Source organism: Halosolutus amylolyticus, from assembly GCF_023566055.1.
Classification (GTDB): Archaea; Halobacteriota; Halobacteria; order Halobacteriales; family Natrialbaceae; genus Halosolutus; species Halosolutus amylolyticus.
Window position 1 is genome coordinate 699,556 of record NZ_JALIQP010000002.1, and the last position, 15,771, is coordinate 715,326.

Annotated in this window: 12 protein-coding genes; 4 read left to right on the top strand and 8 right to left on the bottom strand. The window is 65.7% G+C overall.

The genetic code is table 11. The features are described 5' to 3' along the window. Nucleotides 1-580 precede the first annotated feature (580 nt). Nucleotides 581-1,915, top strand: a complete 1,335-nt coding sequence (locus tag MUN73_RS09895; RefSeq protein WP_250140299.1) for a metallophosphoesterase — start codon at nucleotides 581-583, stop codon at nucleotides 1,913-1,915. Nucleotides 1,916-2,142: 227 nt separating this feature from the next. On the opposite strand, the gene MUN73_RS09900 is transcribed toward MUN73_RS09895, so the two are convergent. Next, nucleotides 2,143-3,084, bottom strand: coding sequence for a hypothetical protein (locus MUN73_RS09900; RefSeq protein WP_250140300.1), 942 nt, complete (start codon nucleotides 3,082-3,084; stop codon nucleotides 2,143-2,145). A 200-nt stretch (nucleotides 3,085-3,284) separates the two neighbouring features. On the opposite strand from MUN73_RS09900, the gene MUN73_RS09905 reads away from it, so the two are divergent. Then, nucleotides 3,285-4,199, top strand: coding sequence for an HFX_2341 family transcriptional regulator (locus MUN73_RS09905; RefSeq protein ID WP_250140301.1), 915 nt, complete (start codon nucleotides 3,285-3,287; stop codon nucleotides 4,197-4,199). Nucleotides 4,200-4,246: 47 nt separating this feature from the next. Here MUN73_RS09905 and MUN73_RS09910 read toward each other — a convergent pair whose 3' ends face one another. From MUN73_RS09910 to MUN73_RS09925, 4 genes are all read right to left on the bottom strand, one after another. Next, nucleotides 4,247-4,789, bottom strand: a complete 543-nt coding sequence (locus MUN73_RS09910; protein WP_250140302.1) for a hypothetical protein — start codon at nucleotides 4,787-4,789, stop codon at nucleotides 4,247-4,249. 429 nt (nucleotides 4,790-5,218) lie between these two features. Next, entirely contained in the window at nucleotides 5,219-5,995 is a 777-nt protein-coding gene (locus MUN73_RS09915) for a sensor domain-containing protein (protein WP_250140303.1), read from the bottom strand. A 114-nt stretch (nucleotides 5,996-6,109) separates the two neighbouring features. Next, the gene (locus MUN73_RS09920) at nucleotides 6,110-6,997 is read right to left on the bottom strand and encodes a DUF4097 family beta strand repeat-containing protein (protein ID WP_250140304.1); all 888 of its coding nucleotides are present in this window, start codon (nucleotides 6,995-6,997) and stop codon (nucleotides 6,110-6,112) included. Between the two features lie 79 nt (nucleotides 6,998-7,076). Further along, on the bottom strand, nucleotides 7,077-9,728 hold the full coding sequence (locus tag MUN73_RS09925; protein ID WP_250140305.1) for an efflux RND transporter permease subunit: 2,652 nt from the start codon (nucleotides 9,726-9,728) through the stop codon (nucleotides 7,077-7,079). A gap of 101 nt (nucleotides 9,729-9,829) precedes the next feature. Here MUN73_RS09925 and MUN73_RS09930 point away from each other — a divergent pair, with 101 nt between their 5' ends. Further along, nucleotides 9,830-10,507: a DUF8102 family protein gene (locus MUN73_RS09930; protein WP_250140306.1), complete on the top strand. Its 678-nt coding sequence runs from the start codon at nucleotides 9,830-9,832 to the stop codon at nucleotides 10,505-10,507. A gap of 105 nt (nucleotides 10,508-10,612) precedes the next feature. Here MUN73_RS09930 and MUN73_RS09935 read toward each other — a convergent pair whose 3' ends face one another. Then, a complete protein-coding gene (locus tag MUN73_RS09935; RefSeq protein ID WP_250140307.1) occupies nucleotides 10,613-10,822 on the bottom strand; it encodes a hypothetical protein in 210 nt (69 codons plus the stop codon). Between the two features lie 355 nt (nucleotides 10,823-11,177). Between MUN73_RS09935 and MUN73_RS09940 the strand changes: the two genes are divergently transcribed. Next, a complete protein-coding gene (locus MUN73_RS09940) occupies nucleotides 11,178-13,844 on the top strand; it encodes a valine--tRNA ligase (protein WP_250140308.1) in 2,667 nt (888 codons plus the stop codon). A 43-nt stretch (nucleotides 13,845-13,887) separates the two neighbouring features. On the opposite strand, the gene MUN73_RS09945 is transcribed toward MUN73_RS09940, so the two are convergent. Both MUN73_RS09945 and MUN73_RS09950 read right to left on the bottom strand, forming a co-directional pair. Further along, nucleotides 13,888-14,886, bottom strand: a complete 999-nt coding sequence (locus MUN73_RS09945; RefSeq protein ID WP_250140309.1) for a hypothetical protein — start codon at nucleotides 14,884-14,886, stop codon at nucleotides 13,888-13,890. 89 nt (nucleotides 14,887-14,975) lie between these two features. After that, nucleotides 14,976-15,758, bottom strand: coding sequence for an ABC transporter permease subunit (locus MUN73_RS09950; RefSeq protein ID WP_250140310.1), 783 nt, complete (start codon nucleotides 15,756-15,758; stop codon nucleotides 14,976-14,978). Nucleotides 15,759-15,771 lie beyond the last annotated feature (13 nt).

Consider the following 15,771-nt stretch of genomic DNA (forward strand, 5'->3'; position numbering starts at 1 on the left):
AGCAGTGCGACCGACGACGCCGGTCCCGCGAAGATGAGCGTGCCCGTAGCGCTCGAAACCGGGCGGACGTCAACCTGACGGACCCAAACGGTGCAATAGTTTGAACTACAGCGAAATGGGGTCGATTGTAGTGCTAATTGTAAACCAAAATCGGGAACATTCCAGATATTGTTCCAACAATAAGGTTTAATGCCGGACAGTCAGTCAATACTGGTGTGAGGTGATCACGACTGAATACACCGACGAAACGAAACCACCGTAGTCAACCCCTGTGGCTGTGACCTGTGGCCACACCACCCGGTGTGTGCTCATGCTCACTTCCTGCCGGTCGGATCGTCGCCTCCCACCGACGACCCGACGTGACCGGCCCGCGTTCCAGTCGCGAACCGGGACGGTCGACACTCTCACTCAGAGTTCCGTTCCTGCTGAAATCGCTTCGTCAGAGCTAGTCGATCGTGGTGCACTCGCTACTCGCCGGGACCGATCGACGAACTGCCGGTCGAAGGCTCGTGAACCGGCGGCGACGCCGGCGAACCGCCGGGAGTAGCACTAAACGTACTGCTCTCGAACGGATGACACGATGGCCGACGATGCCGACGATACGGTCTACTACGTGATCAGCGACCTCCACATCGGCGGCGACGAACAACTGGCCACGGTGGACTTTCTCGACGAGTTGGTCGCCTTTCTCGAACGTCTGGAGACGATCGAGGAGGACGCGGAGTTGCTGATCAACGGCGACGCGTTCGGGCTGTGGGAGTTCACCGAGGTCGACGGCCCCGCGAAATTCGACGTCCTGACCGAGCGGTATCCCGACCTGTTCGACCAGTTGCGCGCGACCGGCGAGGCGATTCCGATCACGCTGTTGCCGGGCAACCACGACAACGAACTCGCCGCGTACGACGAGTACGTCGACCGACTCGCCGAGTACAACGTCGACCTCGTCCAGTCCGAGTCGCTCACCCGACGGGTCGGCGATCGGACGATCCACTTCGAACACGGGCATCAGCAGGACCCCAACAACCGCTTCGAGGACCTCGGCAATCCCTACGAGACTCCGATCGGCTACCACTACAACACCCAGGTGACGAGTCGGGCGGGCCGGCTGTCCGATCGGGGCCGGTTCAACTGGTTGAAGGACGTCCAGGCGGTGACGCCGACCGAACGCGTGCCCCGCTGGCTCCTCTCGAAATACTTCTACCGCGAAATGAACCCCCTCCTGCGGTACGCCATCATCCCGTTCCTGTTACTGTTCAACGTCAGCGTCGTCCTCGCAGTGCTGGCGGGACTGGACGTCGCCGGCATCTGGACGATGCCGGTAGCGACGACGGACGCGGTGCTCGGCCAACTGGGCCTGGTCGGGGAAGCCGTCCACTTCCTCCTCGTCGTCAACGTCGCGATCGCCGGCGTACTCCTCCTCGCGGCCGTCCCGGTCTACTTCGTCCTCCGTGACCTCGGCGAAACCGTCGACCGATTCGGGGTGTTCGAGACGGACCTCACGGTCGATCCCGAGGAACCGTACGCGGCCGCCGCCCGGGAGGTGTTCGCCGATCGGCCGGAGACGGCGGTGTTCTGCTACGGGCACACCCACCGCCCGGGTGTCACCGAGGTCGACGGCAGGCTGCTCGTCAACAGCGGGACGTGGCTGAAACGGCTCCACCGCCGGGACGTCGTCGCCGGCGTCCTCCCGCCGGTGTTCTACCCGTCCTATCAGCTGTGTGTCGTCCGCATCAGCGACGTCCCCGACGGCGTGGCAGTCGAGTACGAGGAGATCGAGAAGCCGTCCCCGACCGCGAACGAGATCACGCTCACCGAGCGCCTCCTCACGCTGGGCCGGAAACCGACTCCCGAACTGCCCGATCGATCGATCGTCACCGACGCGGGGCCCGAACCGGCTCCGGAAGCGAGTAACTAGGCGGCCGGACTCGAGGCGAACCCCCTCGCGATCGGCCGGGCTACTATAGTGTTCCGAATCTGCCGACAGGGACAGGTACCGGAACGAACAGCGGATCGTCTGGAACCGCCGTTCCGCACGAGACGTCTCGATCAGTACGTGTCCACCGCGATGCGTATTGACCGAGTCGCATTTCCCGCCGACACGAGTTGTGGCGGGTGTCGAGAGTTCTCGCCAGTCCGTGCCGGTTATTCGCACCGATCCAGTGCCGCTTCACCCTCCTGTGCGTACTGATCGGCGCGATCCCAGTTGCGGTTTGCGGCAGCTGTCGCCGACTCGGCGAAGTACCCGCTCGCTTCGTAGAACGCCTCGGCAGAGCAGTGAAACTCGATAACGTCCGACTTGAACTGCTGGGGTGTATCGGGATCCGCTTCGAGCAGTGCCAGCGTTTCCTCGCTTTCCTCGAAATGACCTTCAGCCGTCCTGAACCGCGTTTCCGCCGTTTCGTACGCCTCATTATCGTACTGTTCGAACGCGTCGAAAACGACGACGGCACCGTCCATGAACTGCTGGAACCCGTCCACGAATCGCTCCATTGCGTCGAGTTCGTCGCCCAGGATCTGGAGGTCGTCGTCGAGTTGCTCGTATTCGAGTCTCGAATCGTCCTCGATCAACTCGGGATCGATCTCCGAGTGTGCCGATTCAACCGCCTCCAGCTGGTCCCGTATCTGTTCGAGCAGGTCCTGACACTCGTCGAGTTCGTCGTTCGCCGCCTCGAACCGCTCAGCAGTAACGTAGGCGTCGACCGTATCGAAGCAGTTTCCAAACTCGACGAAAAGCGCACCGTACTCGGCGGCTTCGCGCTGGTACGCTGCAATAGAACGGGCGTTCTCGACGTACTCCTGGTCTTCGTCAGAAAGCGTCGTCTCCGCGTCGTCGAGTTTCTCTTCGGCGAGATCAGCACGTCGTTTGATATCGTCGGCGTCGAACGAGTCGGGAATCTCGTCGCTCTCCCCGAACTCGTCCAGCAACTCCTTGTTCTCCTCGAGAAGCGATTGCGCCTCCTCGTAGGGCTCCCTCGCGTCCGCGTTCTCGTCGTTCTCACCGCTCTCGTCGCTCCCCAGACAGCCTGCGATCGATAGACACGCCAGGCTCGACGTGCCGATCAAGATCGATCGTCGGGTTTCCATACCGAGCCGACTCCACTCGATAGCCATGAGTCTTCTCAAATATCGTGTAAATTCACTATCGGACTACAAGTAGTGATGGGACTATTCAGATACTGACTGTCACTGCCACCAGTATCAGTAGCGTTCCCCAGTTGCGAGTCTCGCGATCGATCGGGACCGAGTCTGGAGGTTTTTACTACTGCCGCCCCGCTGTACCACGTATGCAAACGCACATCGTTCCGGTCGGCTTCGATTACGACCGGCTGATCGCGCCGCTGGTGCGCGATCAGATCGACGTCGACAGCGTCATCCTCCTGGAGGGGGCGGTAGGCAGCGAGGCCAACGTCGAGTACTCCCGGCACCTCTCGCAGAAACTCGAGACGGACTTCCAGAACTTGCTCGGCGCGCAAACCGAGCGGTTCGTCCTCGAGGACGTCTACGACTACGACGAGGCGTTCGAGCAGGCCTACAACCTGATCACCGCCGAACTCGATCGAGGCAACGAGGTCTGGGTCAACGTCGCCGCGATGCCCCGGACCGTGAGCTTCGCGTTCGCGACGGCCGCCAACTCGCTGATGGTCGAACGCGAGGACGAACGCGAACAGATCCACACCTACTACACCGCCCCGGAGAAGTACCTGGAGACCGAACTCGCCGAGGAACTGCGCGAGCAGATCGCCCTGCTCGAGGACCTCCAGGACGATGACGTCGGAGACGATCGGATCGCGGACCGACTCGAGAGCGCCCGGAGCCTGCTCTCGGAGTTCGACGAGCGCGGGACGACGATCGGCGCGAAGGAGATCGACGGCAGTCACATCGTCGAACTGCCGGTCACCTCCTTCTCGAACGTCAAGCCGTTCGAGGAACTCGTCCTGTTCAAACTCGGCGAGGACGGCGAGTTCGCCTCCGTCTCCGAACTCGCCGAGTCGCTGGCCCGCGAACTCAACGAGGAGTACACCGACAGCTTCCGCTCGAAGGTCATCTACAACGTCGATCGACTCGGGCCCGGCGGCAAGGGGTACATCGAGCGCGAGGAACACGGCAAGTCCTACCAGACGCGGCTCTCGCGGATCGGCGAACTCTGGGTGCGGGCACACTCCGACGCCGACAGACAGGATCGCCTCCTCGACTCGTGAACCGCCTCGGGGTCAAGCCCCGTGGCATTCCCACAGGCCGCTCGTAATCACAACCTGTCGTCCCAGACGAGCCACTCGCGATCGTCTCGGACGAGGAGGACGTACCCGTCATCTTCGTTGACCTGCTCGTCGTCCTCGGAGACGGTAATAGAGACGTATACGATGCTGTAGTCCTCGAGACCGTGCTCGGCCAACAACTCGTCGTACTGCTCCTCCGCTCGTGTTACCTCCTCGTCGAGTGCGTCGCCCTCGAGGTCCTGACTCTCGCGGACGACCGCCCGTAAACGACGTTCGTCAGCCTGGTGAACCGAGATCGTTACGTCCCCCCACTGCTCTTCGAACTCCTCCTCGGTCGTGTTCTCGGGATACAGGTACGAATCCGGATGGATAGTGTTCCGGTAGCGTTCGAGGTTCGCGGCCGAGAGCGAACCGAATAGGGTCTGGACGGTGCGTTCCGGTGCGCTCTCGTCGTCGCGCACGAAGAAGTACCAGCCGCTGGCGGCGGCCGCGACCCCGCCGATCATCAGGTACCGCCGATCGATCCCGCCGTCCGAATCGGACTGGGTACCCGCGTCCGAGGATGCAGGCACTCGGGACGAGTCCGACGATCGAGACGGGTGATCGTGCCGGTCGTCGGTTCCCTCCGCTCGATCGTCGTCCCGTCGAGGACCGTCGTTCGGCGTCGTAGCGTCCGACCCTTTTCCGACCGATTCGCCGCACACGCTGCAGTACGACCCGCCGTCGACCGCCTCCCCGCAGTTCGGGCAGTTAGCCATACTCGGGAGCAGTGACCCCCCTCGGTTAACTTTTCTGGCAGAATTATATGTTCAGTATTCGAACGTGATGATTCGGATCGAGAAGCGAGTGGAACGAATCGACACTCCTGACCCGTCCCTGGGCCGCCCGCGTCGCGATCGGCGCGGCGGGACCGTGACGATCGCCCCCGATTCGATGCACCGACCTCGCAGTTCGGACGCCCGGGAACCCAGTCGGGACGACATCCGGTTCTCGCGTGTGACTCAGCGCTCGCGCCGGCCGAGCGCAGCCAGCGGATCGTACCCGTTCTCCAGCAGTAGTTTCGCGAACCGGGCCCACAGCCGTGCGATCCCGTTCATCAGGTGCAAGATACCGAACAGGAGGACGACTCCAACGAGGGCGACGACGAGTGCCTGCGGCAGCGTCGTGATCCGCCAGTGGCCGACCGTGATGACCGTCTCGAAGCCGACCAGCAGGTAGTTCCACCCCACGTACAGGGTCGGATGGAGCTCCGGCGCGCGATCGGACGTGAGGCCGACGTACAGGCCCGGCGCGTCGTAGTAGAGGGGAACGAACAGCATGCTCACGGCCGTCGTCAGCCCGGTCATCGCGAGCGAGACCGAGCCGACGCCGAGTGCGAACTTGGCCGGCAGGTAGAACAGCGCGGTCCACGTCTTGCGACCGGTCAGGAGCGATCGGAGCCGATCCCGCCGTCGGTCCCCGTCGAGTTCGGTCCGGGGATCGATCTCGACGCCGAGCAATCGCGTCGTCAGCCAGCGTTCGAACCCGGCCACGACGAGTCCCATCGCGACCGTGATCGCGAACACGAGCGCACCGGCGAGCACGATCAACAGCCCGAGGCCGAGCGAGACCCCGACCGTGACGAACACGAGGTACGCGATCCCGAGCGGAAACGAAAGCAACAGGTAGGCGAGGTTCAGGTACGTCTGTCGCCGGAACGGAACCGCGACGAACCACCGGATTCGACCCCCGATCCGGCCGAATCGGTCGTCGGCCATCGTCGTCGCCGATCGTGACATCTCACGCACAAGTCCCTCTCCGTGCGAAATAAACGTTCGCCTCTCGTCGACGCGGTCGCCGATCGGTCGAGGGGCCGGCGCGGACCGCCACCCCGCCGATCGGTTCGAGTCGGCTCATTCGAGTGGCGTGAGCGTAATGCGACCGGTACTCGTCTCGACCCGGAGCGTCGGACCGCCGTCGCCGAGCGTCGCCGTCACGCGGTCGTCCCGGACGGTTGCCTCGTCCATCTCGAGTTCGTCGACGTCGATCCGACCCGTGTTCGTGCGGACCTCCAGTTCGGCATCGAGTTCAGGGCTCACGGCGGCGGTGATCCGCCCGGTCGAGGCCGAAATCAGCGTGTCGCCATCGATCGACGGGACGTCGGCCTCGATCCGGCCGGTCGTCGCGGTTACGTCGCCGATGGTGCCGACGTCCCGGATCGTAATGCGGCCGGTGTTCGTGTCGGCAGTGACCGCTCCGTTCACCCCGGCCACGTCGACCCGCCCCGTGCTCGTGCGGGCGGCGAGCGTCCCGTCCAGGTTCCGGACGTCGACCCGCCCGGTGTCCGTCGCCGCAGTCACGTCGCCCGCGACGTCGCGGACGTCGATCCGGCCGACGCTCGTCTCGATCCGATCGAGCGCGAGGGTACGTGGAACCGCGGCGTCGATGGCCATCGAGGGCCGACTGGAGAACAGGCCGGCGCTGCCGTCCCACGTCGAGCGAACCTCGAGGCGGTCGTCGACGCGTTCGCTCTCGAGCGTCAGGTCGTCGAGGTCGGCCCGGATCGAACTCGACTGCTTCACGATGTCGAGGTGGACGTCGTCCCGGTCCTCGCCGGAAACGGTGACGTCGCCCGCCTCGCTCTCGATCGTCAGCGTCTCCGCACCCTCGAGGGCGATCGTCTCGCTGTCTTCGACACGGCGGCCGACGAACGGCGTCGACGCGCTACAGCCGGCCAGTGCGAGCAGCCCTGCGGCGGCACCGCCGCCGAGCAAGCGTCGCCTGGTGATGTCCGTGGTCATACACGATCCAACGCAGTCGGGTCCCGTTAAGAGGGGTGGTCGGCTGGCGATCGGCCATCCGACCCCGGGTATTTTTATGTTAGGTGGCGCTCCACGCGAGCAGTCGCTCCCGCAGAACGAGCAGACACGGCAGGACCGTCAGGCAGGACACGAACGCGAAGACGATGCTCAACCCCGTTACGAGCCCGAACCGCTGGAGGGGAGGAGCCAGCGCGAGCGCGAGCACGCCGAAGCCCGCCGCCGTCGTGAGCGCGCTGCCGAACAGCGCCCCGCCGGTTCCGGTGACGGTCGCGGCGAGCGCGCGCTCGAGCGCCTCCGATCGCGAGGCCGCGGTGCGACCGGCCTCGCGCCGCTCGTCGATGAACCGTTCGCCCACGTGAATGCTGTAGTCGACGCCGAGCCCGATCGCGAGGCTGGTGATGACCGCCGTCTCGCTGTTGAACGGGAGATCGAGCAGCGCCATCGCCCCCAGCAGCCACGCGAGCGCGGCCACGACCGGAGCGAGCGTCACCGCTCCAAGCGAGAGCGATCGGTACCGTACCCAGTAGAGGACGGTGAGGAACGCGAAAATGACCACCAGCGTGACGGCGAACGCCTGTACGAGGGTCTCCAGCAGGGCGTCCTGGATGACTGCCGTCGTGACCGGGCCCCCGGTCGCGACGGCGGTAATCGACCCGCCGGACTCGGCCTCGATCGCGGACGCCACCGACCGGGTGTCGTCGGCCGCGTCCTGTGCCGCCGCGTCGCCGCGGACGCTCACGAGGAGGCGCGCGGACTCGTACTCGCGGTCGTCGCCGTCGCCGGATCGATAGAGGACCGACGACGCGGCGTTCTCGTCGGCCTCGTAGAGCACGTCGTAGAGGCCCGCGAGGTCCTCGTCCGGCAATCCGTCGCCGTCCGTATCGCGCTCGGCGAGTGCGGCGGCGACGGACTCGTTCTCGGCTGCGAGCGCCCGGAGCACCGTCACGGGGCTCTCGATCGCCGCTCGCCCGTCCGATCGAACGACGAGCGTTCCGTCGCCGTCGACGTTCGCGGTCGCGTCCTCTATCGTCGCGAGGGTCGCCGGATCGGTCACGTCCCCGCGTATCAGGATCTCGGTGCGGCTGCCCTCGCCGCGTTCCCGGAAGTTGTCCCCGAGATACGCGGCGTCGTCGCTGATCGTGTACGTGCCCGGCGCGAGCGGCCCGGGGAGGGACTTGGCCCACTCCGGGGCGTCCTCCGGGAGGAAGTCGGCCTGGTTGAACTCCGTGTCGATCCCCGTGGCACCGTACGCGCCGCCGACGGCCAGCACGAGTGCGAGTAGAACGATCGCGATCGGAGCCCGCTGGACGACCGCGACGCCCCCGGAGAGGACCCGGTTGGCGACTCCCGCGCCCGCACCGAACGGCTGCCTGGCGCGATCGAGTCCGAACCGGCCCTCGAGCATGTCGTCCACCTCGACTTTCAGTGCCGGGACGAGGACGGCGAACGCGACGAACGTCGCGAGGATCCCTCCCGCGGAGAGGATCGCGAAGTCCCGGATCGCCGGCAGGGGGCTGACGACGTTCGAGAGGAACCCGATCCCGGTCGAGAACGTCGCGGCCGCCAGCGCGAGGACGACGCCGCCGACGCTGGCCCGCATTCCGGCCCGAACGCCCGGACTGGAGCCGTCGGCGGCGGCCGTGTCGTCTCGATCGAGCAGTCCTGCCCGCGCTTCGCGCGAGCGCATAATCACGTGGAGCGAGTAGTCGATGCTCAGCCCGATCAGCAGGAACGGGACGGCGATCAGCAGCTGGCTCGATGGAATCTCGAGCCAGCCCATGATGCCCGCGAGCCAGGCCATCACCACCGCGATGCCGACGAGGCTGAGCAGGACGTCGACCACGTCGCGATAGGCGACCCCGAGCGCGAACAGGACGAGTACCAGCGCGACTGGCGTGATGATGGCGAAACTGTCGCCGACGGCGTTCGCGGAGGCCTCGTCGGTGATGCCCTGCCCGAAGACGAACGCGTCGTCGAACCGGTCCTCGACGAGTCGATCGATCGCGACCTGCGCATCGTAGGCGGCCTCGGGATCCTCGTCGGGGCCGCTGTCGTCGACCTGGAAGACGAACGTGATGCGAGCGTCGGCGGTAGTCGATCCGCGCTCGTAGTCCTGCGGCAGGAACTCGTACGGATCCCCGGTCCCGCCGGACCCGCCGGCCGGACCCTGCTCTCCCTCGGGATCGAGCACGTCGGCGAGGAGGGCCTCGACCTCCGCGTCCGATCGGGATTCGAGAGCGGTGATCTGCTCGTCGAGCGTGGGCGCACTGGTGTCGGGCTGGCCGGTCGTATCCGGCGGACCGGTCGCCGATGCCTGCCGGTCTTCGAAGACCGCGGCCGTCGCGACGACGTTTTCGATACCGACGACCCCCTGTTCGTCGAGCGTCGCGTTCAGCGCGTCGTCCTCGCGGATCTCCTGCTGGAGCCGGAGCCCCTCGAGCAGCGACTCGCGGGTCAGGACGTCACCATCCTCGTCGCGAACGACGATCTGGGCGACGATCCGCTCGTCGGTGCCGTACGTGGCGTCGATCTCCTCCTGTGCCCGCGTCTCCTCGGAGTCGACGTCGAACTGTCCGATCCCCCCGCCCTCGCTCTCGCCGATCGCCGCCCCCGCGCCGACGACGGCGGTTAGCAGGAGAACGAGCACGACGACGAGTCGGCTGTGCGAGACGATCGCGTCCGCGTACCTGCCCGCGATCCGTCCGCTCATCCGTCGATCCGGCCCCCGTTCGTGGTCATCGGTGACTACTGGGACCGGGCCATTCATAGTGGTTCGGATGGAAGTCGGTGTCGTATAATCGGATACCGATTATGAACACGGAAATCGATCGCGAACGGGGCGTCCTCAGCCCGGCCGATCGGGCGTACCTGCTGGGCGAGCGGGAGATGGACCACGAGCAGTCGAAGCGAAACGCCGAGGCGCGGATCCGGCGGCGGATTCACGCGGGCGTGCTCGACTTCGACCTGCTGTTGCACACCCTTTCCGAGAAGGATCGCCGCCAGATCTTCGAGGCGACGACGACGGACGACGCCTTCCTCGACGGCCTCCGCGCGATGCTCGCCTTCGTCTACCTCGGCACGGAGCGGTACGGCGTCGACTTCGAGGCGGTCCTCGAACCCGCGATCAGGAGTTCCGAGGAGTTCCTCGCCGCGACCGATCGGGACGAGAGCGTCTCCGTCGACGTCACGTTCGACGTCGAGACGACGGTCGAATCCTCGCTCTCGGGGATCGCCGCGCGACTGGACGCCGGCGAGCCGGTGACCCCGCGAGAACTCTTCTCGGTGATCATGCAGGGCGACTACGATCCGCGAGGACGCGATCGGATCGAACTCGTCAGGGCCGACGACCACCGCGCCGAGGCGGGCTTTCTCGATCGGCTGGCGGCGTACCTCGACGGGGAGGTAACCCACGTGAGCGACAGTCGGGCCGTGATTCACCTGCAGAGTGACGCGCCGGCGGAGGAGTCGGCGGGAGCCGATGGAGAGTAGTCAGCGTCGGCGTCGACGCCGATTCGTACGGACTACTGACCGTCAGTTCCAGTACAACCGCAGGACGGTCGCGGTTGCACCGGGAACTCGGTACAGCAATCCGTATCAGTCGTCGTGTTCCGGATGGTGGTCGGCGAACAGCGGCCAGAACGGCACCAGGAGCGCGGCACCGACCGCGAGAAACGCGACGACCGACAGGTTCGTGGGGAGGCCGACCCACCAGAGGGCGATCGTGATCGCGAGCGTGAGGGCCACGTACGCGTAGAACGCGGCCTGGACCCCGAGATACCCGTGGATACCGTCGGCGGGGTGCATCGATCGGGCGTTCTCGTCACAGAACGATAGTCGTTCACGTTCGGCTGACACGCACCGAGACCGTCGCTGGCGATCGAACGGGAGCCACTGGAATCGAGCGTCGTGACGAAACAACTAACACCGTCTCGACCAAATACGACACCATGACCCGCGTCGTCGCGGCCACGATTGCCGCCGGCAGGTCGCACGATACGGTTTTCGTAGGGGCCCCATAGCCCCGCATTTCCCACCCCGTTTCGACGGATGTATTGTCGCCGACCAGAATTCACCGATCAAGGCCAGTAGTAGCTATGAATACCGATCGCCTTCGGACGATACCGACGCACCGACGACGCCCGCACCGGGCGGTGAGAGCATGAGTATGGACGCACCCGAACAGGACAGCGACGAACCGTCCCTCGAAGGGGGGTACGACCCCGAAGCCGTCGAATCGCGCTGGCAGTCCCGCTGGGTCGACGAGGAGGTCTACGCCTACGAGGGCGACGCCGAACGCGACCCCAACACCGTCTACGCGATCGACACGCCGCCGCCGACGGTGTCGGGGAGCCTGCACATGGGCCACCTCTACGGCCACACGCTCCAGGACTTCGCCGCGAGATTCCAACGAATGGCCGACGGTGACGTCCTGTTCCCGTTCGGCTACGACGACAACGGGATCGCCTCGGAACGGCTGACCGAGAAGGAACTGGACATCCGCCACCAGGACTACGAGCGCCGCGAGTTCCAGAACCGCTGTCGCGAGGTCTGCCAGGAGTACGAGGCCGACTTCACGCGCAAGATGCAGGGACTCGGGTGTTCGATCGACTGGTCGAATACGTACAAGACGATCGAACCCCGCGTCCAGCGTATCTCCCAGCTTTCGTTCCTCGACCTCTACGAGAAGGGGCGCGAATACCGCAAGAAGGCGCCCGCGATCTGGTGTCCCGAGTGCGAGACGGCCATCTCGCAGGTCGAGATGGAGGACGACGAGCGGGGGTCGCACTTCAACGACATCGCCTTCGAGGTCGCCAGCGAGGGCGCGCCGCGCGACGAGTTCGTCATCTCGACGACCCGTCCCGAACTTCTCCCCGCGTGTGTCTCCGTCTTCGTCCACCCCGACGACGACGAGAACCAGGACCTCGTCGGCGAGACGGCCCGCGTCCCCATCTTCGGCCAGGAGGTGCCGATCATCGCGGACGATCGCGTCGACATGGAGAAAGGCAGCGGGGTCGTCATGTGCTGTACCTTCGGCGACCAGAACGACATCGAGTGGTACCAGGCCCACGACCTGCCGCTGCGGGTCGCGATCGACGAGTCCGCGACGATGACCGACCTCGCCGGCGACTACGAGGGGCTCTCGACCGAGGAGGCCCGCGAAGAGATCGTCGAGGACTTAGACGACGAAGGAGCCCTGCGCGATCGGTGGGAGATCTCCCACACGGTGCAGGTCCACGAGCGCTGCGAGACGCCCGTCGAGTTCCGCGTCTCCAAGCAGTGGTACGTCGAGATCTTAGACCACAAGGAGGAGTACCTCGAGGCCGGCCGGGAGATGGACTGGTACCCCGAGAAGATGTTTACCAGGTACAAACACTGGATCGAGGGCCTCGAGTGGGACTGGCTCATCTCGCGCCAGCGCGACTCGGGGATCCCGTTCCCGGTCTGGTACTGCGCCGACTGCGATCACGAGGTCATGGCCGATCGCGAGGACCTGCCGGTCGATCCCCTGAGCGACGAGCCGCCGGTGAACGAGTGTCCCCAGTGCGGGGCCGACGACTTCGTTCCGGAGGACGACGTCTTCGACACCTGGGCCACCTCCTCGCTGACCCCACTGATCAACGCCGGCTGGGACTGGGACGCGGACGCAGAGGAGTTCACGATGGAACATCCGGAACTGTACCCGTTCGATCTGCGCCCGCAGGGCCACGACATCATCTCGTTCTGGCTGTTCCACACGATCGTCAAGTGCTACGAGCACACCGGCGAGGTGCCGTTCGACGCGACGATGATCAACGGCCACGTCCTCGACGAGAACCGCGAGAAGATGTCCAAGTCGAAGGGCAACGTCGTCGAACCCGACGAAGTCCTCGCGGAGTACCCCGTCGACGCGGTCCGGTTCTGGGCCGCCAGCGCCGCGGTCGGCGACGACTTCCCGTACCAGGAGAAGGACCTGACCGCCGGCGAGAAGCTGCTGCGGAAGCTCTGGAACGCCTCCAAGCTGGTCGACACCCTCGCGCCCCGCGATCCCGACGAGCCCGCGGAACTCGAGGCGATCGATCGCTGGCTGCTGGCGGAGCTCGACGACGCGACCGAGGAGCTCACCGGCATGCTCGAGGGGTACGAGTTCGCGAAGGCCCGCGACCGCCTGCGGACGTTCTTCTGGAACACCTTCTGTGACGACTACCTCGAGATCGCCAAGACGCGGGAAGACAATCCGTCGACGCAGTACGCGCTCCGGACCGCCCACCGCACGTTCCTCGAGCTGTGGGCGCCGTTCCTTCCCCACGTCACGGAGGAGATCTGGCAGGCCATCTACAGCGACGGCGAGGACGACCTGACCGAGACCAGCATCCACGTTCGCGACTGGCCCAGCCCGCAGGGCCACGAGGCCGACCTCGAGGCCGGCGAGACCGCCATGGAAGTCATCTCCGCGCTCCGGCGCTACAAGAGCGAGAATCAGCTGCCGCTGAACGCCGATCTCGAGTCCGTCGCGGTCTACGGGCCGATCGACGGATTCGTGGACGCGATCCAGAACGTGATGCACGTCCAGGAGCTGACGCTGCTCGAGGAGGAACCCGAAATCTCGACCGAGGTCGCGGCGATCGACCTCGACTACTCGACGCTCGGGCCGAAGTTCGGCTCGAAGGTCGGCGAAATCGACGCCGGCATCGAGAGCGGCGAGTACGAGATCGATCAGGATGCCGGCGTGTTGCGGGTCGCCGGCGAGGAACTCGAGGCGGACCTCTTCGAGGTCGAACTCGAGCGGGCGTACTCGGGCGACGGCGAGATGCTCGAGACCGAGTCGGCCGTCGTGATCCTCGAGTAGCGCTGCTCTCTCGTCGGCACCGGCCGACGGGTGACGACCACTTCTAGAGACGGGAGCGGAGCCGGTCGACCGCCAGATCCTCCTCCCGCCACGTCGCCGTCGCGGTCACCTGGTTCCCGTCGACGTCGATCGATCGGTCCGAACCGGTCGCGCCGAGTGACCTCTCGAGCGCCGCCTCGTCCGGGTCGTCGACGACCGCCGCGAAGTCGCCGGAGGACGTGTCCTCGTCTTCGATGGTGAGCGACGAGACGATACTCTCGGCGTCCTCGAGTCCCTCGTACGAGAAGTCGACGAGTTCGTCGTCCGACTGGGAACCGTATTGACCGACGGCGACGTCGCCGTCGCCGGCGGTACCGACGGCCCACTCGAACGCGTCGGCGTCGTCCGTCGCCCGTGTGACGTCGCCCGCCGCGGCACCGATGGTCGTCTCCAGTATCCCCAGCGGGTCGTCCTCGCCGTCGACGACGACGAGCGCGTCGCTGTCGACGGCGATCGCCGCATCGTCGCCGTCCGTGACCGGTGTATAGACGTCGAATCCGTCGATCTCGGTCGTCCGCTCGAGTTGGACGAGAAACTCCGCCTCCGGTTCGGCGGTGAGTTGCGCGTCTATCTCCCCGGGGTTCATGCGCCCGGTCACGACGAACGCGTCGATCGTCCGAAGCAGTCCCTCGACGGTCGAATCGAACGCGTCGTCCAGCAACCTGCCGAGTCTGAACTGACCGAGCGTGAGTCCGCCGACGAAGTACACGGCGAGCGCCCCTTCCGACGCGGGCGCGATCATCGGATCCGCTTCGTACGCCGCCGGGACCTCTTCGTCCGGATCGGCTTCCTCGAGTTCGTCCCGGACGTAGTCGTCGAGGGCCGCCCACTCGACGTAGGCGAACTCGAGCGCGCCGTCCTCGATCGTGAGCCACCGGCTATACGCGGGGAGATCGTCGGTCGCCTCCTGTGCGGTGACCGCGAGAGAGGGCGCAGTTCCGACAGTGGCCATCGTCGCCGCTGCACCTGCGAGTTCGAGTACGTCCCGCCGATTCGGTGCCATCACGGCCCGTACACCCCACGTCCGCATATAGCCCGTGTCATCGTTCGTCCGCACGCAACTGTAACAGGCAGAAACGCGTCCCGTCGCAGTCAGATGTCTCGACGCGTGAAGATCAGCACGGCGAGGCCGACCAGGGCGAGAAACGCGACCGTGAGGATCCCCGCGTCGAGGAACGCGTACTCCTCGCGGACGAGGATCGCCGTCTCGTCGTAGTACCGACTCGGCGTGAGGGCGCCGATCCACTCGAAGGCCGGATCCAGCCGCGACACGGCCTCGACGAGCCACAGGGCGAACACCACGCTCAGCGCCGTCGTCCTGGCGGTGCGCGCTCGATCGACGAGTACCGACGCAACGAGTCCGATGCCGGCACAGACCAGCAGGTAGGGGACGCCGAGCAGGTGCACCATCGCGAGCGCGACCGGATCGAACGACTCGCCGATCGCCAGCGCGCCGACGTAGACGATGACCGGAACGCCGACGTTCAGGGCGACGAGGGGGACCCACAGGGCGGCTACCTTCTGGAGGACGACCGACTCGCGCGAGACCGGGTTGGAGAGCGTGAGATCCATCCGCCGCTCCTGCACGTCGCCCGCGATCATGCCGGCCCCGATGTATGCGAAGTAGACGGCGACGAGGAGAGACCAGAAGAAGGAGTAGATCTCGGAGGCGATGAACCCCTCGATCGTGTCCAGCGCCTCGATCCCGAACAGGTCGAAGAGAAACGCCGGGAACGCGTCCTCGAACACCTCCATCTCCTCCTGGATGCCGGGGAACATCGAGAAGTAGAGGGCCGACAGGAGGGCGAACACGACGACCAGGACGATCGAGCCCCGGACCCGCTTCCTGGATTCGAGTCGGAGAATGGCCGTCACGGCGTCACCTCCA